22 protein-coding genes are annotated in these 19,939 nt (G+C 66.2%); 10 read left to right on the top strand and 12 right to left on the bottom strand.

All coding sequences use genetic code 11. The annotated features are described in order from the left end of the window. Nucleotides 1-69: 69 nt before the first annotated feature. From tatC to Q0082_RS08680, 9 genes are all read right to left on the bottom strand, one after another. Entirely contained in the window at nt 70-852 is a 783-nt protein-coding gene (gene tatC, locus Q0082_RS08640; protein ID WP_298191618.1) for a twin-arginine translocase subunit TatC, read from the bottom strand. Continuing rightward, on the bottom strand, nt 852-1,304 hold the full coding sequence (gene tatB, locus Q0082_RS08645) for a Sec-independent protein translocase protein TatB (protein WP_298191576.1): 453 nt from the start codon (nt 1,302-1,304) through the stop codon (nt 852-854). Before tatB ends, tatC begins: the two co-directional genes overlap by 1 nt. A gap of 32 nt (nt 1,305-1,336) precedes the next feature. Next, complete coding sequence (gene tatA / locus Q0082_RS08650; protein WP_298191578.1) at nt 1,337-1,582, bottom strand: twin-arginine translocase TatA/TatE family subunit; 246 nt, start codon at nt 1,580-1,582, stop codon at nt 1,337-1,339. Nucleotides 1,583-1,639: 57 nt separating this feature from the next. Beyond that, nucleotides 1,640-2,251 carry an SMC-Scp complex subunit ScpB gene (scpB, locus tag Q0082_RS08655; RefSeq protein WP_298191580.1) on the bottom strand — a complete coding sequence of 204 codons (612 nt, stop codon included), beginning with the start codon at nt 2,249-2,251 and terminating at the stop codon, nt 1,640-1,642. Further along, nucleotides 2,248-3,057, bottom strand: coding sequence for a ScpA family protein (locus tag Q0082_RS08660; protein ID WP_298191619.1), 810 nt, complete (start codon nt 3,055-3,057; stop codon nt 2,248-2,250). The genes scpB and Q0082_RS08660 overlap by 4 nt, the downstream gene beginning before the upstream one ends. Beyond that, entirely contained in the window at nt 3,057-4,076 is a 1,020-nt protein-coding gene (gene nagZ / locus Q0082_RS08665; protein WP_298191582.1) for a beta-N-acetylhexosaminidase, read from the bottom strand. The genes Q0082_RS08660 and nagZ overlap by 1 nt, the downstream gene beginning before the upstream one ends. A 73-nt stretch (nt 4,077-4,149) precedes the next feature. After that, entirely contained in the window at nt 4,150-4,953 is an 804-nt protein-coding gene (locus tag Q0082_RS08670; protein ID WP_298191584.1) for an SPOR domain-containing protein, read from the bottom strand. 4 nt (nt 4,954-4,957) lie between these two features. Then, the gene (argS, locus tag Q0082_RS08675) at nt 4,958-6,721 is read right to left on the bottom strand and encodes an arginine--tRNA ligase (RefSeq protein ID WP_298191586.1); all 1,764 of its coding nucleotides are present in this window, start codon (nt 6,719-6,721) and stop codon (nt 4,958-4,960) included. An 87-nt stretch (nt 6,722-6,808) separates the two neighbouring features. Next, the gene (locus tag Q0082_RS08680; RefSeq protein ID WP_298191588.1) at nt 6,809-7,495 is read right to left on the bottom strand and encodes a hypothetical protein; all 687 of its coding nucleotides are present in this window, start codon (nt 7,493-7,495) and stop codon (nt 6,809-6,811) included. A 164-nt stretch (nt 7,496-7,659) separates the two neighbouring features. On the opposite strand from Q0082_RS08680, the gene ispH reads away from it, so the two are divergent. Genes ispH through rnhA form a run of 3 tightly spaced genes read left to right on the top strand, consistent with a single transcriptional unit; the run spans nt 7,660 to nt 10,077 of the window. Then, nucleotides 7,660-8,646 (top strand): 4-hydroxy-3-methylbut-2-enyl diphosphate reductase, encoded by a 987-nt coding sequence (gene ispH / locus Q0082_RS08685; RefSeq protein ID WP_298191620.1) that lies wholly within the window; start codon nt 7,660-7,662, stop codon nt 8,644-8,646. 10 nt (nt 8,647-8,656) lie between these two features. Further along, on the top strand, nt 8,657-9,637 hold the full coding sequence (gene thrB / locus Q0082_RS08690) for a homoserine kinase (protein ID WP_298191590.1): 981 nt from the start codon (nt 8,657-8,659) through the stop codon (nt 9,635-9,637). Beyond that, nucleotides 9,634-10,077 (top strand): ribonuclease HI, encoded by a 444-nt coding sequence (gene rnhA, locus Q0082_RS08695; protein WP_298191592.1) that lies wholly within the window; start codon nt 9,634-9,636, stop codon nt 10,075-10,077. Before thrB ends, rnhA begins: the two co-directional genes overlap by 4 nt. Nucleotides 10,078-10,101: 24 nt before the next feature. Here the strand turns inward: rnhA and Q0082_RS08700 are convergent, their stop codons facing one another. From Q0082_RS08700 to Q0082_RS08710, 3 genes are all read right to left on the bottom strand, one after another. Beyond that, complete coding sequence (locus tag Q0082_RS08700; protein ID WP_298191593.1) at nt 10,102-10,287, bottom strand: DUF1508 domain-containing protein; 186 nt, start codon at nt 10,285-10,287, stop codon at nt 10,102-10,104. 77 nt (nt 10,288-10,364) lie between these two features. Further along, nucleotides 10,365-11,477 (bottom strand): FAD-dependent oxidoreductase, encoded by a 1,113-nt coding sequence (locus Q0082_RS08705; RefSeq protein ID WP_298191594.1) that lies wholly within the window; start codon nt 11,475-11,477, stop codon nt 10,365-10,367. 4 nt (nt 11,478-11,481) lie between these two features. Continuing rightward, complete coding sequence (locus Q0082_RS08710; protein ID WP_298191596.1) at nt 11,482-12,453, bottom strand: alpha/beta hydrolase; 972 nt, start codon at nt 12,451-12,453, stop codon at nt 11,482-11,484. 104 nt (nt 12,454-12,557) lie between these two features. Between Q0082_RS08710 and Q0082_RS08715 the strand changes: the two genes are divergently transcribed. The 7 genes from Q0082_RS08715 (at nt 12,558) to Q0082_RS08745 (ending at nt 19,924) form a co-directional block, all read left to right on the top strand. After that, complete coding sequence (locus tag Q0082_RS08715; RefSeq protein ID WP_298191598.1) at nt 12,558-13,046, top strand: prepilin peptidase; 489 nt, start codon at nt 12,558-12,560, stop codon at nt 13,044-13,046. A gap of 59 nt (nt 13,047-13,105) precedes the next feature. Further along, nucleotides 13,106-14,164 (top strand): Flp pilus assembly protein CpaB, encoded by a 1,059-nt coding sequence (gene cpaB / locus Q0082_RS08720; protein ID WP_298191600.1) that lies wholly within the window; start codon nt 13,106-13,108, stop codon nt 14,162-14,164. A 55-nt stretch (nt 14,165-14,219) separates the two neighbouring features. Beyond that, on the top strand, nt 14,220-15,836 hold the full coding sequence (locus Q0082_RS08725; RefSeq protein WP_298191602.1) for a type II and III secretion system protein family protein: 1,617 nt from the start codon (nt 14,220-14,222) through the stop codon (nt 15,834-15,836). 14 nt (nt 15,837-15,850) lie between these two features. Next, on the top strand, nt 15,851-16,522 hold the full coding sequence (locus Q0082_RS08730; RefSeq protein WP_298191604.1) for a CpaD family pilus assembly protein: 672 nt from the start codon (nt 15,851-15,853) through the stop codon (nt 16,520-16,522). 3 nt (nt 16,523-16,525) lie between these two features. Further along, entirely contained in the window at nt 16,526-17,854 is a 1,329-nt protein-coding gene (locus tag Q0082_RS08735; RefSeq protein WP_298191605.1) for a pilus assembly protein CpaE, read from the top strand. Between the two features lie 79 nt (nt 17,855-17,933). Beyond that, nucleotides 17,934-18,905 carry a type II secretion system F family protein gene (locus Q0082_RS08740; protein ID WP_298191606.1) on the top strand — a complete coding sequence of 324 codons (972 nt, stop codon included), beginning with the start codon at nt 17,934-17,936 and terminating at the stop codon, nt 18,903-18,905. A gap of 8 nt (nt 18,906-18,913) precedes the next feature. Further along, complete coding sequence (locus tag Q0082_RS08745) at nt 18,914-19,924, top strand: type II secretion system F family protein (protein WP_298191607.1); 1,011 nt, start codon at nt 18,914-18,916, stop codon at nt 19,922-19,924. Nucleotides 19,925-19,939 lie beyond the last annotated feature (15 nt).

Raw genomic sequence — 19,939 nt, forward strand, 5'->3', positions numbered from 1 at the left:
ACGGGAAGGGTAGGCGCCATGACCGAACAGGGGCAAGCCCCTCCGCGCCGCCGCGCCCTGCCGCTGCGATCAGGCCCCTGCCACTTCCGCCTTGGCCTTCTCCTCGGCATCCTTCTTCTCGGCAAAGCGCATCACGACCAGCGTGCCTTCGAACAGGATCATCAAGGGAATCGCGAGCATGAGCTGGCTCAGCACATCAGGCGGCGTGATCACGGCCGCTAGCGCGGTGATGCCGACAATGACATAGCGCCGCGCCGCCACCAGCTGTCCGCGCGTCACGATCCCGGCACGGTTCAGCAGCATCAGCAGGACGGGGAGCAGGAAGCTGATCCCGAAAGCGAAGATGAACTGCATCACGAGGTTCAAGTATTCCTCGATCCCCGGCAGCGCTTCGAGCTGGAGACCACCGCGATCCCCCTGGAAGCCGATGAACCAGCGGAAGGCGGTCGGCATCACGATGAAGTAGGCAAGGCTCGCGCCCATCGTGAAGAGGATTGGCGTGGCGATCAGGAACGGCAGGAAGGCCTTCTTCTCACGCGCATAGAGCCCCGGCGCGATAAAGGCCCAGAGCTGGTTTGCGATCACCGGAAAGCTGACGAGGAACGCCGCGAAGAGCGAGACCTTGAGATCGACGAAGAACGCCGAATAGAGCTTGGTGTAGATGAGCTTGCCCTGCCCCGCCGGAAAGGCATGGACCAGTGGCTGCACCAGGATCGCGAGGATCTGGTTGGCGAAGTAGAAACAGACCACGAAAGCAATGGCGATGGCATAGACGCAGCGCAGCAGTCGCGTGCGCAGCTCGAGCAGGTGATCGAGCAGCGGGGCCTGGGTCTCGTCGATATCGCTGACCATCATGCTGGGCCGCCAGAAGTGCCGCGGGGCCGGGCGGGACGGTCCGAGATGGGGAGCATTTCGCCGACGGGCTCGGCCTGAGGTTCAGTAGGTGCCACAGCGGCAACTTCGGGATCGATCGGCGCAGCCACTGGCGCGGGCAGCGGGGTCATCACCGGCGGCGGATCGTTCTGGTCGGTCGCAGCCTCGCTGGTCTGTCCTGCAGCCGGATCAGGCGCGGGATGGGCGGCCATGATCGCGGCGTTCTGTTCCTTCCACTTGCGCTCCATCTCCTCCATCTCCGCCTCGCGGATCATGGTCTCGATCCCCGCGCGAAAGTGGCCGGAAACGCGGCGGATCTTACCGATCCAGCGCCCGGCCGTGCGCAGCGCCAGCGGCAGGTCCTTGGGACCGATGACGATGATCGCCACGATCACGACGAGGAGCATCTCGTCTGGCGCAATGCCGAACATCGTTTCAGGCCTGAGGTGCTGACTGGATCAGGTCAGGCGGCGGGGCCGGAGCCGGTCTGCTCCGGCTGGGCAGCGGGCTGAGCAGGCGCCACCGGCTGCTGCTGGATCTGCGCTGGCGGCTGTACGAGCGGCGTCTCTGCGCCCTCGCTCATACCCTGCTTGAAGCTTTTGATACCCTTGCCGAAATCACCCATCATCTCGGAAATACGGCCGCGGCCGAAGAGGATGAGGACAACCAGCGCCAGAATGATCAGATGCGGAAGGGACAGAGCGCCCATGGGAAATCTCCTTTATGCCCTCCAGATAGGACATCCTTGGCGAAACTGCCAGCAAGCTCATGCAGATTCGTCAAGCTCGGATGCACTAACAGCCCCCTCATCCCGTTCCGCGTCCGGTTCGTCGTCGGGTTCGCCGGCAAACACCGCCTCGACCGGATCGAGCAGGCCGGCGGCACGCAATTCCTCGATGCCCGGCAGATCGCGCCGCGATTCGAGGCCGAAGTGCGCGAGAAACTCGGGCGTTGTCGCATAGATCGTCGGGCGGCCGGGACCTTCGCGGCGGCCGGCGACCTTGATCCAGCCCGCCTCCATCAGCACATCGAGCGTGCCCTTGGCAGTCTGCACGCCGCGGATTGCCTCGATTTCAGCGCGGCTGACGGGTTCGTGATAGGCGATGATCGCGAGCGCCTCGGTCGCTGCACGGGACAGGCGGCGAACATCCTCGCGTTCGCGGCGCAGGAGATGGGCAAGGTCGGGCGCGGTCTGGAAGTGCCAGCGATCCCCGCGCCGGACGAGTTCGATCCCGCGCCCTTCATAGTGAGCGGCCAGCGCTTCAAGCGCAGCCTCCACGCCCTCCGCTCCGCCGAGATGGCGCGAAAGCTCGTCCGCCGTCATCGAGGCTTCGGCGGCGAACAGCGCTGCCTCTACCGCGCGTTCAACCTCGTTCATGCGCCGGCGCGCCTGAGCATAAGCGGGGCGAAGGTCTCGGCCTGCGCAATCTCCACCTTGCCCTGCTTGGCGAGTTCGAGCGCGGCGACGAAGCTGGAGGCGAGCGCCGACCGCGCGAGACGCGGATCGGTGCCCTCCTCGTGCGGGGGAAGGAAGAGCCTGAGTTCGGTCCAGTCAATCGCCATGCCGATCAGCGCCTCAACGCGCGCAATGGCGGCTTCCAGTGTCATCACCGCGCGCGCGTGGACCATGTGGACCACCGGGCGATTGCGGTGCTGGACGTGGCCATAAGCCTGCATCAGCGCGTAGAGATCGCAGTGCCAGCGCACCTGCCGATCAACCTTGAGGCCTTCGGGCGCGCCACGCGGGAACACATCGCGCCCCAGCCGGTCGCGGGCCATCAGCCGCGCGCCCGCCTCACGCATCGCGCCGAGGCGCTGAAGGCGCAGCTGCAGCCGCAGCGCGAGTTCTTCAGGGCTGGGCTGGACTTCAGGGTCGCGCGGGAGAAGCAGCAGCGATTTCAGCCAGGCCAGCCACGCCGCCATGACGAGGTAGTCCGCCGCCAGTTCGAGCCGCTGCGCGCCCGCGCGCTCGACAAATTCGAGGTATTGATCGACCAGCGCAAGGATCGAGATCTTGAGTAGATCGACCTTCTGCCGCCGCGCCAGATCGAGCAGGAGGTGGAGCGGCCCTTCCCAGCCATCGATGGCAAGCGTCAGGGTCTCGGTCGCCTCGGGCGGCACGTCGAGCGGGGTTTCGTCCCAATCATCGGCCGCGAGCGGTGGAGCGAGCGCGGCTTCTTCCATCACGCAGCCAGTTCCAGCAGCCGGTCGCGCGTGGCGGTGCGTTCGGCCTGCCGCGCAAGATCGACAGGCGCGGCAAAGTCGCCCGTTGCGGCGAGCGCCCGTTCGAGCCGCGCGGCGGTTTCAGCGGACATTGGTGCCAGCGCGCTTGCGATGCCGACCATATCGTCCATCTTCGCCCAGCAATTGAGCGCGATGTCGCAGCCCGCCGCCTGTGCCCGCGCAGCGCGATCGGGCACCGCGCCGCCCAACGCCTGCATGTCGAGATCATCGGTGAGGAGCAAGCCATCGAAGCCGATTCGGCCACGGATCACATCGCGGATCACAGTGGAAGAAAGCGTCGCCGGGTTCTCATCATCCCAAGCGGTGTAGCGCACGTGGGCGGTCATGCCGATCAGGCTGTCGCCCAGGCTGCGGAACGGCGCGAGGTCGGTTTCGAGGTCCGCTTCACTCGCGGTGACGGTCGGCAGTTCCTTGTGGCTGTCCACCCCGGCGCGGCCGTGCCCCGGGATATGCTTGATCACACCCGCAACGCCTGCGCGCGCGAGGCCTTCGAGCATGGCACGGCCCAATGCGGCAACGCGCAGCGGCTCGTGCCCCAGTGCCCGGTCGCCGATAACGTCGTGGGCACCTTCCTGCCGCACATCGAGCAGCGGCAGACAATCGACGCTGATCCCGGCCTCGGCCAGATCGAGCCCCAGCGCCTCGGCATGGGCGCGGGCGGCTTCAATCGCGCTGATCGGGGCGATCTCATAGAGCTTGTCGAACGCTGCACCGGGGGGATAGGCCGCCCAGACCGGCGGCTTCATCCGTGCGACGCGGCCACCTTCCTGATCGATACAGATGAAGGTGCGCTCCCGCCCGTGAAGGCTGCGCAGCTCATCGGTCAGCGCGCGCAGCTGGGTGCGGCTTTCGACATTGCGACCAAACAGGATGTAGCCCGCCGGATCACAATCGCGGAAGAAGGCGCGCTCGTCATCGCTGAGGGTGAGGCCCGATAAGCCAAAGATCGCCGGGAGCATGGCGAAGGGTTTGCGCAAAGCCCGCTCCGGCGCAAGGCCGGAGACTGTGGATCATGGGGGAAAAGCGCCTATGTCAGCGCTTCACCTGGCACTTGAGGCCGCCCGCCTGCAGCTTGGCGCAGAGTGCATTGGCGGTAGCGGCGTCACCGGCGATGGCCTGCAGGCGGAACACCGTCGCCATATCGGCCTTGCCTTCGACCACGCGGTGCGAAAGGCCCGAGAGCGCATTGTGCGCGGCGACCAGCTTTGACCACGCCGCCTCCGCCGAAGCGTTCGTCGAGAAAGCGCCAACCTGCACGCCGACGCCGCCCGACACCGGAGCGGGCGCAGCAGCGGAAGGCTTGGGCGCGGCGGCAGGCGTCGGAGCCGTAGCGGCGCTGCCAGCAAGGTTGGCAACGGGCTTTTCACCCTCGCTCACCTTGAAGCTGGCATCGCCGGTGCCCTCGAACGTCTTGCCGCCGGGGTCCTTGGGCGCGATCTTGTAGGGTTCCTTGTTCGCCGCGATCAGGCTGCCATCGGCGGCGGCATTGCCCGCGCCGCGGTGGGAGATCCAGTAGATCCCGCCAAGCAGCGCCGCCAGCAGCAGCACTGCCAGCACGCCAAAGCCGACCATCCGGCTGTTGTCTGCCGCCGGTTCGTCGAAATCGACATCGTCGGCGCTTTCAAGCCAGGGCAAGCGTTCTTCATCGCCAAGCGCGAGACGATCGGTCGCGGTGTCGAGGGCCTCATGTGCGCCGGCAGCGAGAACCTCGGCATGGCCCTGTGCGGTCGCCATGCCCTCTTCTGCGGCATGCTGTGCCGCTTCGCCCCAGGCTGCCGGATTGATCGGCATGCCCTGGTTCTCGCCCTCGTACTCGTCCCCAGCCCCGATAACCATTGCGTCAAAGCTCCTCGGCGGCCTCTACACCCAGCAAGGCCAACCCGTTCTTTACCACTTGCCCGATTTGTGAGGTGAGGAAAAGGCGTGCCGACGTCAGTGCGGCATCCTGTGCCACAATGAAGCGCTTGTCAGGCCGGTCATTCCCCACGTTCCAGTACGCGTGGAAGCCTGCGGCGAGGTCATAGAGGAAGAACGCAACCCGGTGCGGCTCGCGCGCTGCTGCCGCGCTTTCGACGACGCGCGGGAACTGTGCGGCGAGCTTGACGAGGCCAAGCTCTTCCGAGCCCAGCCGCGCGACATGCTCGGGCGAGGGCGCAAAGCCTTCCGCCGCGGCCTTGCGCAAGGTCGAGTGGATGCGCGCGTGGGCATACTGCACATAGAACACCGGATTGTCCTTCGAGGCTTCGACCACCTTGTCGAAATCGAAGTCCATCTGCGCATCGGGCTTGCGGGTCAGCATGGTGAAGCGCACCACGTCCTTGCCCACCATGTCGACCACATCGGCGAGCGTGACGAAATTGCCCGCGCGCTTCGACATCTTGAACGGCTGGCCGCCCTTCATCAGCTGAACCATCTGGACAAGCTTGATCTCGAACGGCTTGGGGTTCCGCCCATCCGCACTCGTCAGCGCGGCGACAGCGGCCTTGATCCGCTTGACCGTACCGGCATGGTCCGCGCCCCAGATATCGACAAGCGCATCGGCGGCCTGCGCCTTCTGGAAGTGGTAGGCAAGGTCGGCACCGAAGTACGTCCACGCACCGTTCGACTTCTTGATCGGGCGATCCTGATCGTCGCCGAACTTCGTCGAGCGGAACAGCGGCAGCGCGACCGGTTCCCAGTCCTCAGGCGTCTTGCCCTTGGGCGCTTCGAGTTCGCCATCGTAGACAAGATCGTGCGCGCGCAGCCACGCTTCGGCGGCATCGACCTTGCCGGATGCCTGAAGCTCGGCCTCGGACGAAAACAGGTCGTGATGGATGCCGAGCGTCGCGAGATCGTCGCGGATCATATCCATCATCGCTGCCACCGCACGGGTGCGGAAGACCACCAGCCAATCGGCTTCGGGCGCCTTGGCATAGGCATCACCGAATTCGGCCGCGAGCGCCTGCCCGACGGGCACGAGATAATCGCCGGGATAGAGCCCCTCGGGCACCGCGCCGACATCCTCACCCAGCGCCTCGCGGTAGCGCAGGTGGACAGAGCGGGCGAGCACATCGACCTGCGCGCCGGCATCGTTGACATAGTATTCGCGCGTCACGCGGTGGCCCGCAAACTCGAGCAGGCTGGCCAGCGCATCGCCCACCACCGCGCCGCGGCAGTGGCCCATGTGCATCGGCCCGGTCGGGTTGGCCGAGACGTACTCGACATTGACCATGCTGCCGCCGCCCACGCTCGAGCGGCCATAATCGCCCGCCTTGGCCGCGATCAGCGCGAGTTCGGCCAGCCACGCGCTATCGGCAAGGCGCAAGTTGATGAAGCCCGGCCCGGCGATCTCGGCCGAGGCGATGCGCGGCTCCTTCGACAGTTCTTCGACCAGCAGCGCAGCGAGCGCGCGGGGATTGGTGCCAGCGGGCTTGGCCAGCACCATCGCCGCGTTGGTCGAGATATCGCCGTGCGAAGCTTCACGCGGGGGCTCGCAGGTCACGCCGCTTCGCGAAAGACCCTCGGGCAGCGAACCAGCAGCGACGAGCGCATCGAGCGCGCGGTCGATCACGCCGGCAAAATCAGCGAAGAGGGGAAGAGCGGGAGCGGTTGCAGTCTCTGTCATGAGCGCGCCGTTAGCCCAAGCGCGCGCGTTCGCCAACAAACTAGCGCGCCAGTTTGTGCAACGTGCCCTTCCGCACGTTCTGCCAAATCAACGCGTGGCGTTGTACTTCAGCTGGGCATCGGTCAGTTGGAAGCCCACGAGCAATTCGAAGCTCGCTTTCGCCAGCGCCGTGCGCACTTCGGGGAGCGCAAGCGGATCGGTCGCTGCGTCCGCCTCGCCGGCCTTGCGCTTCTTGGTGAGGAGCTTGCGCACGTTTTCCGGCAAGGTCGCCTCGGCACGGTCGACGGTCGAACCGGCGCGGGCGGTGACCTGCGCGCGCTCCTGCCCGTCGGCGAAGTCGAGCGTGATCGATCCGAGGCGCTTCGCAATCACGACATTGCCGCCGCGCATCACCGCCGAGAAATAGGGAAGAACCACGCGGCGCGCTCCGCGTGTATCGGTGCGGCGGGCATAGACATCGAAGGTCGCTTCGGTGGAAAGCTGGGTCTGGCCCTTGGCATCATCGCAGGTGCTGCGCAGGTTGGTGATCGAGGCGGTCAGGTCAATCGCGCCGGCATCGGTCCGGCCGGGCGCGGAAAACAGCGTGACGTCGCCGGTCATGTCCGGAATTTCGACCAGCGGGCACGGGCTGCGCAGCGCGGTGACGCCCACGCTGTCGTCCACCACCAGTTCGCCGCCGCCGCTTTTGCAGGCGCCGAGCGTGCCGACGAGGGCCAGCGCGGCGAGCGGGGCCAGGCGCCGGAGAGCAACGGGGCGGAAAGCAGGCAGGGTCATTCAGGCATCCTTGGTGAGCGCCGCGATCAGAGGCACCGCGCATCCTCTAGCCACCGCATCCCGGCGGCGCAATGCTGCATGCCTGCCAACCGCGCAATGACGCCCCGCTGAACGCGGCGGGTTTGCGGGGGGCCTGCCCCCTGCTAAGGTCGCCCGCGATGACTATGACCACGACACCGCCGCCCGCCGCCGACCGCCCGGATACTGCGGCCGCCCTTGCCCCGCTCAAGCTGCTGATCGCCGCCCCGCGCGGCTTCTGTGCCGGGGTGGACCGCGCAATCGAGATCGTCGAGCGCGCGCTCGACCGCTTCGGCGAGCCGGTCTACGTGCGCCACGAAATCGTCCACAACCGCTTCGTGGTCGATGGGCTCAAGGCCAAGGGCGCGGTCTTCGTCGAAGAACTCGATGAAGTGCCCGATGGCAAGCCAGTGGTCTTTTCCGCGCACGGCGTGCCCAAGGTGGTGCCCGCCGCCGCGACGGAGCGCGGGCTCGACTGGCTCGATGCGACCTGCCCGCTGGTGAGCAAGGTCCACCGCCAGGCCGAGCGGCAGGTTGAAGCCGGACGGCATATCCTGTTCGTCGGCCACAAAGGCCACCCCGAGGTCATCGGCACGATGGGCCAGGTGCCCGAAGGCTCGATCACGCTGGTCGAGACGCTGGAGGATGTCGCCTCGCTCGACTTCCCGCCCGGGACAGCGCTTTCGTTCCTCACGCAGACGACGCTCTCGGTCGACGACACGCGCGAGATCGTGGCAGCGCTGCGGACACGTTTCCCCGAGATCAGCGGGCCGCGTGCCGAGGACATCTGCTACGCCACGTCCAACCGGCAGACTGCGGTCAAGTCCATCGCGGCGCGCTGCCAGCTCCTGCTCGTGATCGGTGCGCCCAACAGCTCCAATTCGCTGCGCCTTGTCGAAGTGGCCGAACGCGAGGGCACCCCGGCCCGCCTGATCCAGCGCGGGAGCGAGATCGACCCCGCATGGCTTGATGGCGTCGAGACGCTGGGCCTTACCGCAGGCGCCTCCGCGCCGGAAGTGCTGGTGCGCGAAGTGGTCGATGCCTTGCGCGCATGGCGCACCGTGGAGGAAGAGACCGTGACCACCACGGTCGAAAACATGGTGTTCAAGCTGCCCCGCCAGCTCGCGGACTGACCCGGGCACCATGGCGGTTTACACCCACCTCGGCGCGGAGGAGATGGCCGCGCTGATCGCCCGTTTCGATGTCGGCACGCTGGTTTCCGCAAAGGGCATCGCCGAAGGCGTTTCCAACAGCAACTGGCTGCTCGAAACCACCGGCAGCGATGGAGCTGGTGCTCGTTTCATCCTGACGATGTACGAGTTCCGCATCGAGCTTGAAGATCTGCCCTATTTCCTCTCGCTGCTCGACCATCTTGCCGCGAAGGGCTGCCCGGTGCCGCGCACGATCCACGACCGCGAGGGGAACCTCTATGTCACTCGCCCCGGCCCGAGCGGAGACAAGGCGCTCGCACTGATCGAGTATCTCCCGGGCGTTTCGGTCAGCACGCCGACGGCCGGTCAGGCCCGCGCGGTGGGCGCGGAGCTGGCGCGGCTGCACCTCGCGGCAGGCGATTTTCCGGCCAGCCGCGCCAATGGCATGGGCGTGGCGGAATGGCAGCGCCTCGCCAGTGCCTGCGGAGCGGAAGGCCTTGCCCGGATCAATCCGGAGCTCGCCGCAATCGTCGCGCACGAATTGCCGCGCCTTATTTCCAGCTGGCCAACTGGCCTCCCCACCGGCGTGATCCACGCCGACCTCTTCCCGGACAACGTACTGATGCTGGGCGACAAGGTCACAGGCCTCATCGACTTCTACTTCGCCTGCAACGACATCCTTGCCTACGATCTGGCGGTCACCCACGTCGCGTGGTGCTTCGACAAGCGCGACTCGTTTCGCGCCGACGTTTCCGCTGCACTGATCGAAGGCTACGAAGGCGTGCGTCTGCTCGGCGCCGAGGAGCGTGCTGCGCTGCCGCTGCTGGGCCAGGGTGCGGCGATGCGCTTTGCGATGAGCCGCGCGTGGGACTGGCTCAACACGCCCGCCGATGCGCTCGTCACGCCCAAAGACCCGATGAGCCCAGCGCGGCGGCTGGGGTTCTACAAGGCCAATCCGGAGGTCTTCGCGTGAAGCACGTAGCAATCTTCACCGACGGGGCCTGCAAGGGCAATCCCGGCAAGGGCGGCTGGGGCGCGCTGCTGCGCATGGGCGAGGTCGAGAAAGAGCTCTCGGGCAGCGAGCGCGAGACAACCAACAACCGCATGGAGCTGATGGCCGCGATCAAGGGGCTCGAAGCCCTCAAAGCCCCCTGCCAGGTCACGCTCCACACCGACAGCCGCTACGTGCTCGACGGAATCACCAAATGGGTGTTCGGCTGGCAGAAGAAGGGCTGGAAGACCGCCGACAACAAGCCGGTCAAGAACGAGGACTTGTGGCGGGCGCTGATCGCGGCGACGCGCCCGCACAAGATCGAATGGGTCTGGGTCAAAGGCCACGATGGCCACCCGGAAAACGAGCGTGTGGACAAGCTCGCCAGCGATGCTGCCACCAATGCGATGGGCGCGGCCTGACCGGTTGGGCGGCTTTCCGAGGGATCAGTCGCCGGTGGTGGTGTCGACCACTTCGGCGCCCGGTCCGTTCTTCAGCACCGACTCGATGGCGTTCTTCGCACTGGCCTTCGATTTGTAGCCTTCGGTCCAGAAGATCGTCTCGGCATTGTGGCAGAAATAGGCGACAAATTCGCCGGCCTTGTTCTTCCGAATCTCGAAACGGTGCGCCATTGCGTTAACCCTCTCACGTAATTTTACCTAAACGCTCTTTACCACGCGGTAAGCTGGTTGGGAGTCCGAAATGCCGCCTAGTCGGTGAAACGAGCGGGCGTGTAGAACGATGCGTCGAGCGCGTGGGTCATCTCATCGCGGGGGAGGCCGAGCAGGAGCTGCGCGCCGAGCCGCGCGGCGGCCGGCGCGGTCTGGATGCCGATGCCGCCTTGCCCGACAAACCAGAACAGGCCTTCGCGCAGAGGATCGAAGCCATAGACCGGCAGCCGGTCTGGCGCGAAGGACCGCAGACCTGCCCAGCGCCGTTCCAGTGCCAGCACCTTCCATTCGACCGCCTGCTCCATCCGGTCGATCGCCATCGCGATGTCGAGCTCTTCGGGCGCCGCATCGCGCGGCACGTCGGGGGTCTCGTCGTGCGGGGAAAGCCAGAGCCGGTCACCCTGCGGCCGGAAGTAGAAATCCTCGTCGAAGCTCAGCGTGAGCGGGAGTGTCGGTGGTGGCGCCGGATCGATGCGCAGCTGGACCATCGAGCGGCGCAGCGGCTGGATGCCAATCGGCGCAGCCCCGGCCAGCTCAGCCACCGGATCGGCCCAGGCGCCCGCCGCATTCACCAGCAGCGCGGCGCGAGCCTCGCCCTGTCCGGCGGCGCCGCTCCACGCCAGCGACCAGCCCCCGCCCACATGTTCGGCATGATCAAGCCGCGCGCGCACGCGCAGCACGCTGCCGGCCTTGCGCGCCGCGGCAAGGTAGTGCTGGTGCATCGCGGCAACGTCGATATCGGCGCATTCCGGTTCCCACGCACCGATGATCCATTCTGGCCGCAGACCGGGCACGATCTCTTCGAGCCGTGCGCGACCGATGAGTTCGACCCGCGCGCCGGCGGCTTCGAACTCTGCGAGGAAGCTTTCCGCCTTGTCGCGGTGATCCTCGCGCCCGAAATGCAAGCCGCCGCGCGGGCTGAGGAAGCCGCGTTCGGCAAGCCAAGGCCCCGACGCGGAAGTCAGCGGATAGACCTTCGGCCCGCCCAGCGTCTCGTGCCAGAACGCGGCGGAGCGACCGGTGGTGTGATAACCCGGCGTATCCTCTGCCTCGATCAGCAGCACCCGCGCATGGGGCGCGCATTCGGCAGCGAGGCTGGAGCCGGCCATGCCCGCGCCGACGATGGCGATGTCGAAATGCTCGGCATTCATGGCTTCAGGCCGTCCGTGCCGGGAGCGCGCGGTTGAGGAAGCTGGAAATAGCGGCCATGACCTGTGCGCGCACCGGATCGGCCTCACGCAGCAGTTCGTGGCGCGCCTCGGGGCCCCAGGCGACGAGTTCGCTGCGGGGCAGGCGCGCCGCCGCCGCGTCAAGCGACGGCCATGAAACAAGCGCATCGTGCTTGGCTGCCAGCAACAGCACAGGGGCCATTACGGCTTCCAGCAGACCGCGCGCGCGCAGGGCCTCGATCGAGGCGGCTGCGCGCTCGACCCAGCGCCAGCTGGCCGGTCCGATCTCGAGCTCGGGCCGGGCCGCGCGCCACCACAGCTCGTCGGAGTAACGGTCCGCATCGTGCGTGAGCAGGGTCATGCGGTCATCGCTGGCGGAGCCGGGCTTCTCGCTTGATTTCCAGGCCATCCGCTCCGGGTTGCCGATCAGGCACATCAACTTTGCATAAACATGCTGAACAAACTGGGGAATCGCCGTCACGAATCCGAGCATGGGGGCACTCAGCACGACCGCCTCGGGGCTTGCCACACCTTCCGCCACCGCGCGCAAAACAAGGTGTCCGCCCATTGAATGCCCCACCAGAACATGGGGTCCCGGAGTGGTGCGCACCCAATCACGCCAGAGCGCGCCAAGGTCGGAAATCCAGATCGAGAAGTCCTCGATATGGCCCACCAGAGGGTCTGCCGTCATGCGCCCCGAAGCCCCCTGCCCGCGCCAGTCCGCCGAGCTGACATGCCAGCCGGCGCCCGCCCATTCCACCAATGTTTCCAGATACTTCTCATAGAAGTCGGCACGTCCCGGCATAAACAGGATCGAGCCGCGTGGCAGCGCGCCGGCAGGCGGATCAAGGCTGATGCGGCGGATCTGGTGCCCATCGGGCAGCGCCCATCGCCATTCCCGTGCGAAGGCGGGAATGGCCCGCCTGACATCGCCAGAACCGTCCAACCTTGCGCTCACTTCAGCACTCCCGTGACAAAGCCTTGGCCGCATCCGCAACTCCCCGGAACTGCGGCGCCTTTTTGGTTACCGTTTGGTAAGTGATTGTCCCGTATGAGACCCCCATGCAGGGAACTCACATCGTTTACGGACTGGTCGGGGCCTTGGCAATCGCACTGCTGGTTGCTGCCTTCACCGATATCCGCCGCCGCCAGATCGACAACTGGCTGAATGCCGCCATTGCCGCGGGCGCGCCACTGTTCTGGTGGGCATCGGGTCTGGCGTTGTGGCCGGGTGTGGCGCTGCAGCTGGGGCTTGCGGTCATGACGTTCTTCGTTCTCGCCGGCCTCTTCGCGCTGAAGGCGATGGGTGGCGGCGATGTGAAGCTGCTGACGGCACTCGCCTTGTGGATGCCGGCGCTGCTGTTTCTCAAGCTGCTGGTCATCATGGCGCTCGCGGGCGGTGTGCTGACCATCACGATGGGCATGTGGCACATCGCGCGGCGGCAAAAGGACAAGCTCAAGATTCCCTACGGAATCGCCATCGCGACGGCGGGTCTGTGGATCATCACGACAACCGACTGGAGCGCTCTCAACGCCGTTTCGGCGGGCTGACGCTATCTTAACCATTTTGCCCGAAGGATGCGGGCGGAACTAACGGCAGGATTGTAGCCATGGACAGGAAGAAGCTGTTGCTGCTGGTGGGGGCGCTGATCGTGGCGATCGGCACGGCCTTTGCTGCCAGGAGCCTGTTTGCAGGCGCCGCATCGCCGCAGGCAGCGGCCGCCGCGAAGGTGCCGATGGGCGCCAAGGTGCTCGTCGCCAACCGCGCGCTCCCCGCCGGCACGATCATCACGGCCGATGCCATGGGCTATCAGCCCTGGCCGAAAGACCTCGTCCAGGACGTCTACTTCACCGAAGACAAGACCGACATGTCGAAGCTTCTCGGCACCGTCGTGCGCCATCCGATCACGGCAGGCGAACCGGTGACTCAGGGCAGCCTCGTATCCCCCGGCGACCGCGGCTTCCTTGCCGCCGCCCTCGGGCCGGGCATGCGCGCTGTCACCATTCCGGTGAGCGCACGTACCGCTGTGGCGGGCTTCGTCTTCCCGGGTGACCATATCGACCTCGTACTCACCCAGACGGTGAAGGGCGGCATCCAGCCGCTCAAGACCGCCGAGACCATCCTCAAGAACCTGCGCGTGCTCGCTACCGACCAGTCGACCGAGCAGGAGCAGATCGAGGGCAAGACCCGCGTGCGCACCTTCAGCACGGTGACCGTGGAAGCTACCCCGAAGATCGCCGAGAAGATCGCGGTCGCGCAGACCATCGGCACGATCAGCCTCTCGCTGCGCTCGCTGGCCGACAACTCGAGCGAGCTCGACCAGGCGATCGCGCTGGGGCAGATCAAGATCCCCGCTGGCGCCAGCAAGGCGGAAGAGGAGCGCATCCTCAAGCAGGCGATGTCGAAGCCCATCGAGGCCGACGGCAACAGCTATGCGACCGGCGGTGACGTCTCGCGCTTCCAGCCCAAAAAGGCCACCGATCCGATGGCTGCCGCGCAGGCAATGGCCAAGGCGATCACCACGATGATCCCCCGTTCGATGCCCATGTCGGGCCCCGGCACCGGCGGATCGATGACGGATGCCGCCCGCGCCCTGTTCTCGCCCGGCCCGGTGGTCCGCGTGACCCGTGGCAAGGACACCACCGAAGTCAAGGTCGGGACGCACTGAGATGCCGACAGTCACTCACCCCCAGGCCACAACTGCGCCCGCGAAAGGCAAGACCATGAAGGCCAGTATCGCAACCAAGCTGCTCTCGCTTGCCTCCCTTTCTGTGCCGCTGGCGCTCGCCTCGGCCCCCGCGCCGGCCGCAGCCCAGACCGTGACGAGCCCGGCTCGCAGCATCGCGATTTCGATCGGCCGCGGCCAGCTCGTGACGCTGCCCGGCAAGATGACCGACGTGTTCGTCGCCAACGACACGGTTGCGGATGTCCAGGTCAAGTCGACCAACCAGCTCTACGTCTTCGGCAAGGCGGGCGGCGAGACCACGGTCTACGCCAGCAACGCGGCCGGTGACGTGGTGTGGTCGGCCAATGTCCGCGTCGGCACAAACCTCGACAGCATCGACCAGATGCTCAAGCTCGCGATGCCCGAGGCGCACATCGTCACCTCGACGATGAACAACACGGTGCTCCTCACCGGCACGATCGCCGCGCCGGAGGATGCCGCCGAGGCCGAGCGCCTCGTCAAGGCTTTCGTTGACGGCAAGACCAACGTGATCAGCCGCCTCAAGATGGCGACGCCGCTGCAGGTGAACCTCCATGTAAAGTTCGCTGAAGTGAACCGTTCGCTGATCCGCCAGATCGGCTCCAACTTCACGACCATCGACGGTTCGAGCGGCTTCAAGTTCGGCCTGAACCAGGGCCGCTCGCCGGCGACGACGATCACCACCGATCCCAATCTGCCGCTCGGCATCGGTACGACGGTGAAGGGCTACGGCCTCGATCCCACGACCGGCAAGCCCGTGCTGATGGACGGCACCAACGTGACCCCGCTGCAGGGCCAGTCCACACTGGCGGGCCTTACCAAGCTGTTCGGCGTGAACGTGCTGGGCGCGCTGGATCTTGGCGAAACCATCGGTCTCGTCACCAGCCTCGCCGAACCCAATCTGACGGCGCTTTCAGGCGAAACCGCGACATTCCTCGCCGGCGGTGAATACCCGATCCCGGTTTCGACCGGCCTCGGCAACACCTCGATCGAGTTCAAGAAGTACGGCATCAGCCTCGCCTACACCCCCACCGTGCTCGCCAACGGGCGCATCTCGCTGCGGGTGAAGCCGGAAGTGTCCGAACTCTCGTCCGACGGCGCGATCATCAGCAACAGCTTCTCGGTCTCCGCGCTCACCGTGCGCAGCGCCGAGACGACGATCGAGCTGGGTTCGGGCCAGAGCTTCATGATTGCCGGCCTGCTGCGCAACAACGCGCAGAACACGATCACCAAGATGCCCGGCGCCGGTGACATCCCGATCCTCGGCTCGCTGTTCCGCTCCACCTCGTTCCGCAAGGGCGAGACAGAGCTGGTCATCGTGGTCACGCCCTATCTCGTGAACCCGGTTGATGCGAGCGAGATCAAGCTGCCCACCGACGGCTTCAAGACCTCGACCGCGCTCCAGCAGTTCCTCGGCCACATCGAAGCCGACGGCGTGACCGGCGGCGAGCGGCCCAAGCCGACCGAAGCGCCCGGCACGGTCCAGTCGAACGGCCCCAAGGTCGGTGCCCTCGACGCGCCTGTGTCCGGTACGGCACCCGCACCGGCCGCTGCACCAGCGCCGCAGAAGGCGCCGCGCAGCGCACGCAACCGTCAGGCCAGCGCCGATGTCGCGCCTGGCTTCAGCATCCAGTGAGAAAGGGCTACCCCATGTCCATTCATCTGCCCCGCATGAAGGGCGCCGCCCGGGTCCTTCTCCTCGCCGGCGTGCTGAGTCTGCCGCTTGCCGCGTGCAACAGCCCCTCGGCCGACATGAACCGCAGCCTCGACAGCATTCGTCAGCCTGTGGTGCAGCGCACCAGCTTCGTGTTCGACGTTTCGACGCTCCCCGGCGGCGGCCTTGCCGTTTCCGAACAGCGCCGCCTCGCTGGCTGGCTCGAAGCGCTCGACCTTGGTTACGGCGACCGTGTCTCGGTCGATGATCCGGTCGATTCGGACCAGACCCGCAATTCGGTCGATCAGGTCGCGGGCCGTTTCGGCGTGCTCCTCGCCGATGTTGCCCCGGTTACCGAAGGCCCGATCGCGCCCGGCACTGCCCGGATCGTCGTTTCGCGCACCGAAGCCAGCGTGCCCGGCTGCCCGGACTGGTCGAACAAGATCGACAACCGCACCAACAACGCCACCGCGCCCAACTACGGCTGCGCGGTGAACAGCAACATGGCCGCGATGGTCGCCAACAAGGAAGACCTTGTCCACGGTGCCAAGACGCGCAGCACCACGCTCGTGCAGAGCAACACCAAGGCGATCGATGCCTATCGCCAGATGCCGGCGACGGGTGCGGGCGGCCTGAAGTCCGTGTCCAGCAAGTCCGGGGGTAACTGATCCATGAGCGCGACCTGGAAAAACGCCAACCGCGATATGTTCGCGTCCTTCATGTGCGACGACGCGTCACTCGACGTGCTTCGTCCGGTCACGGTCGACATGGGCTGGCAGCCGGAAAAGTGCAACAAGGGCGGCCTGCGCAACGCGATCCAGTCCCTCTCGATCGCTGCCTCGCCGGCTATCCTGATGGTGGACCTCTCCGAAAGCGGCGACCCGCTGAGCGACATCAACGCGCTTGCCGAAGTCTGCGAGCCGGGGACCGTGGTGATCGCGGTCGGTCAGGTCAACGATGTGCGGCTCTACCGCGACCTGCTCGCCTCGGGCATCCAGGACTATCTCCTGAAGCCGCTGACGCCGGGTCAGGTGCGCGACGCGCTGGTGCAGGCGCAGGCGATTTTCGCCGCCCCCAAATCGTCTGATGGCTCGACCGCCAAGCGCCATGTCTCGACCGCTGTGGTCGGCACGCGCGGCGGTGTCGGCGCCTCGACCGTGGCGACGTCGCTCGCATGGCTGTTCAGCAGCGACCACCACCTGCCGACGGCTCTTCTTGACCTCGACGTCCACTTCGGCACGGGGGCGCTGACGCTCGATCTCGAGCCCGGCCGCGGCCTTACCGACGCGATCGACAACCCCAGCCGCATCGACGGCCTGTTCATCGAACGCGCCATGATCCGCGCCAACGACAACCTCGCGATTCTTTCGGCCGAGGCGCCGATCAGCGCCCCGCTGATGACCGACGGCAGCGCTTTCGTCCAGCTGGAGGAGGAATTCCGCCACGCGTTCGAAATGACGATGATCGATCTGCCGCGCAACATGCTGATCAACTTCCCGCACCTCCTCGCGGACGTGAACGTGGTGGTCGTGGTGACCGAGCTCACGCTTGCCGGCGCGCGCGATGCGATCCGCCTGCTTTCTTGGCTCAAGACCAATGCCAAGCATGCCGAGACGATCGTGCTCGCCAACAAGGTCCATTCGGGCGTCGGCGAGATCAGCCGTTCGGACTTCGAAGCCTCGATCGAGCGCAAGATCAACTACGTCGTGCCCTACGACATCAAGGCTGCCGCCAACGCGGCCAAGCTGGGCCAGACTTTCGTTGCCGCCAACCGCGCGAGCAAGGCGGGTGCAGCGCTGCGCGATCTGGGCAGCGCGATCATCGCCACCGGCACCGATGGCGAAGTGGTCGAGGTGAAGGGCAAGGGCAAGGTCAAGGCTGCGGACAAGAACAGCGACAAGAACGGCGGCGCACCTGCGGCCAAGACTTCGCTGCTCGGCAAGTTCGATTTCAAGAAGATCCTTCCCTCCGGCAAGGCCAAGGCCGGAACCCCCGCATGATCCGCAGCCGGCGCCTGGCCCCGTCGCGGGACTTGCGCGCCGGCCCCGCACGTAATGAGAGAACTGGCAGGACACGGCCATGAACATGATGCAACTCGTGATCCTTGGCGTCGGGGCTGCGCTGGTTCTGGTGCTGATGGCGCTCGCGCTCAGCGGCCCCTCGGCCAGCCGCGAAGCCTCGCGCCGCCTGCAGTCCGTGCGCTTCCGCCATTCGGAAAGCGCGGTTGACAAGGTCGAGGCGCAGTACCGCAAGGCCGTCGCCAGCCGCAAGCCGGCGACCTTCAAGAAGGCTGGTTCGGGCTCGCGCATCGAGGCCCTGGCGCTGCGCCTGCACAAGACCGGCAAGGGCTGGACGCTCAGCCAGTATCTCTACGTCTCGATCGGGCTCGCCATCGGCGTCGCGCTCCTCGTGTTCGTCAAGTCGGGCGCGCTGCTGCTGGGCCTTGGTGCGGGCGTCGCCGTGGGCGCGGGCATTCCGCACTGGATGGTCGGCCGCGCGATCAACAAGCGCAAAGCCAACTTCGTCGCCAAGTTTCCCGATGCGCTCGAACTGCTCGTGCGCGGCCTGCGTTCGGGTCTGCCGATCACCGAGACGCTCGGCGTCGTCGCGCACGAACTGCCGGGGCCGGTGGGCGAGGAATTCAAGCTCGTCACCGATCGCATCAAGGTTGGCCGCACCATGGAGGAATCGCTCCAGGAGACCGCCAACCGGCTCGACATGGCCGAATTCAGCTTCTTCTGCATCACGCTGGCGATCCAGCGCGAGACCGGCGGCAACCTCGCCGAAACACTCGCCAACCTGGCCGACGTGCTGCGCAAGCGCGCGCAGATGAAGCTCAAGATCGCGGCGATGAGCTCGGAATCGAAGGCCTCGGCCTACATCGTCGGCTCGCTGCCGTTCATCGTGTTTGCGCTCATCTATTCGATCAACCCCCGCTACCTCGGGCAGTTCTTCGTTGACGAGCGCCTCATCATCGCCGGCCTCGGTGGCCTTGTCTGGCTCAGCCTCGGCGCCTGGATCATGGCGCAGATGGTTAACTTCGAGATCTGAGAACCATCATGGCAGTCACCCCTCCCCCGCACGGCCCCACGCTCCTCGGCGTCGATGTCATCTACGTCGGCTCGATCCTCGTCGGGATTGCCGCCGCTGCGATGCTGCTGGCGATCTATGCCGCAGTCACGGTGCGCGATCCGATGGCCAAGCGCGTCAAGGCGCTCAACGACCGGCGCGACCAGCTCAAGGCCGGCATCGTCACGGTCAACGCCAAGAAGCGCCAGAGCATCGTCCGCCGCAACGAGACGACCGACAACATCAAGTCGTTCCTCGAATCGCTGAAGGTGCTGCAGGACAGCCAGCTGCACGACATCCAGCAGCGGCTGGCGCAGGCCGGCATCCGCAAGAAGGAATGGGCCGTCGCGGTCGTGCTCGCCCGGATGATCGGCCCGATCGTGCTGGGCCTGCTGTTCGGCGTGCTGATCTACGGCGTGGATTATTTCCCGACGTGGTCGGCCTTCAAGAAGTTCGGCCTGTTCGCGGGCGCGGTGGGGTTCGGCTACAAGGGCCCGGACATCTGGATCAAGAACCTGATCAACAAGCGCACCAAGGAAATCCGCAAGGGCCTTCCCGATGCGCTCGACCTTCTCGTGATCTGCGCCGAAGCCGGCCTTACCGTCGATGCTGCCTTCGGCCGCGTCGCGCGCGAACTGGGCCGCGCGTACCCGGAACTCGGCGATGAATTCGCGCTCACCGCGATCGAGCTTTCGTTCCTCACCGAACGCCGGCTCGCGTTCGAAAACCTTGCCTACCGCGTCAATCTCGAATCCGTGAAGGGCGTGGTCACCACGATGATCCAGACCGAGCGCTACGGTACGCCGCTCGCCTCCGCGCTGCGCGTGCTCTCGGCCGAATTCCGCAACGAACGCATGATGCGCGCCGAGGAAAAGGCCGCGCGCCTGCCGGCGATCATGACGATCCCGCTGATCCTGTTCATCCTGCCGACGCTGTTCATCGTGATCCTTGGCCCTGCGGCCTGCTCGATCAGCGACAACTTCCTCAACCGGAAGACGTAACGGTCCGGACACCGC

The sequence above is a fragment of the Novosphingobium sp. genome (assembly GCF_027489515.1).
Lineage (GTDB): Bacteria > Pseudomonadota > Alphaproteobacteria > Sphingomonadales > Sphingomonadaceae > Novosphingobium.

Excerpts from the sequence above, each read along its gene's own strand:
- tatC (WP_298191618.1), bottom strand. The coding sequence starts at position 852 with ATGGTCAGCGATATCGACGAGACCCAGGCCCCGCTGCTCGATCACCTG.
- tatB (WP_298191576.1), bottom strand. The coding sequence starts at position 1,304 with ATGTTCGGCATTGCGCCAGACGAGATGCTCCTCGTCGTGATCGTGGCG.
- tatA (WP_298191578.1), bottom strand. The coding sequence starts at position 1,582 with ATGGGCGCTCTGTCCCTTCCGCATCTGATCATTCTGGCGCTGGTTGTC.
- scpB (WP_298191580.1), bottom strand. The coding sequence starts at position 2,251 with ATGAACGAGGTTGAACGCGCGGTAGAGGCAGCGCTGTTCGCCGCCGAA.
- Q0082_RS08660 (WP_298191619.1), bottom strand. The coding sequence starts at position 3,057 with ATGGAAGAAGCCGCGCTCGCTCCACCGCTCGCGGCCGATGATTGGGAC.
- nagZ (WP_298191582.1), bottom strand. The coding sequence starts at position 4,076 with ATGCTCCCGGCGATCTTTGGCTTATCGGGCCTCACCCTCAGCGATGAC.
- Q0082_RS08670 (WP_298191584.1), bottom strand. The coding sequence starts at position 4,953 with ATGGTTATCGGGGCTGGGGACGAGTACGAGGGCGAGAACCAGGGCATG.
- argS (WP_298191586.1), bottom strand. The coding sequence starts at position 6,721 with ATGACAGAGACTGCAACCGCTCCCGCTCTTCCCCTCTTCGCTGATTTT.
- Q0082_RS08680 (WP_298191588.1), bottom strand. The coding sequence starts at position 7,495 with ATGACCCTGCCTGCTTTCCGCCCCGTTGCTCTCCGGCGCCTGGCCCCG.
- ispH (WP_298191620.1), top strand. The coding sequence starts at position 7,660 with ATGACCACGACACCGCCGCCCGCCGCCGACCGCCCGGATACTGCGGCC.
- thrB (WP_298191590.1), top strand. The coding sequence starts at position 8,657 with ATGGCGGTTTACACCCACCTCGGCGCGGAGGAGATGGCCGCGCTGATC.
- Q0082_RS08700 (WP_298191593.1), bottom strand. The coding sequence starts at position 10,287 with ATGGCGCACCGTTTCGAGATTCGGAAGAACAAGGCCGGCGAATTTGTC.
- Q0082_RS08705 (WP_298191594.1), bottom strand. The coding sequence starts at position 11,477 with ATGAATGCCGAGCATTTCGACATCGCCATCGTCGGCGCGGGCATGGCC.
- Q0082_RS08715 (WP_298191598.1), top strand. The coding sequence starts at position 12,558 with ATGCAGGGAACTCACATCGTTTACGGACTGGTCGGGGCCTTGGCAATC.
- cpaB (WP_298191600.1), top strand. The coding sequence starts at position 13,106 with ATGGACAGGAAGAAGCTGTTGCTGCTGGTGGGGGCGCTGATCGTGGCG.
- Q0082_RS08725 (WP_298191602.1), top strand. The coding sequence starts at position 14,220 with ATGAAGGCCAGTATCGCAACCAAGCTGCTCTCGCTTGCCTCCCTTTCT.
- Q0082_RS08730 (WP_298191604.1), top strand. The coding sequence starts at position 15,851 with ATGTCCATTCATCTGCCCCGCATGAAGGGCGCCGCCCGGGTCCTTCTC.
- Q0082_RS08735 (WP_298191605.1), top strand. The coding sequence starts at position 16,526 with ATGAGCGCGACCTGGAAAAACGCCAACCGCGATATGTTCGCGTCCTTC.
- Q0082_RS08740 (WP_298191606.1), top strand. The coding sequence starts at position 17,934 with ATGAACATGATGCAACTCGTGATCCTTGGCGTCGGGGCTGCGCTGGTT.
- Q0082_RS08745 (WP_298191607.1), top strand. The coding sequence starts at position 18,914 with ATGGCAGTCACCCCTCCCCCGCACGGCCCCACGCTCCTCGGCGTCGAT.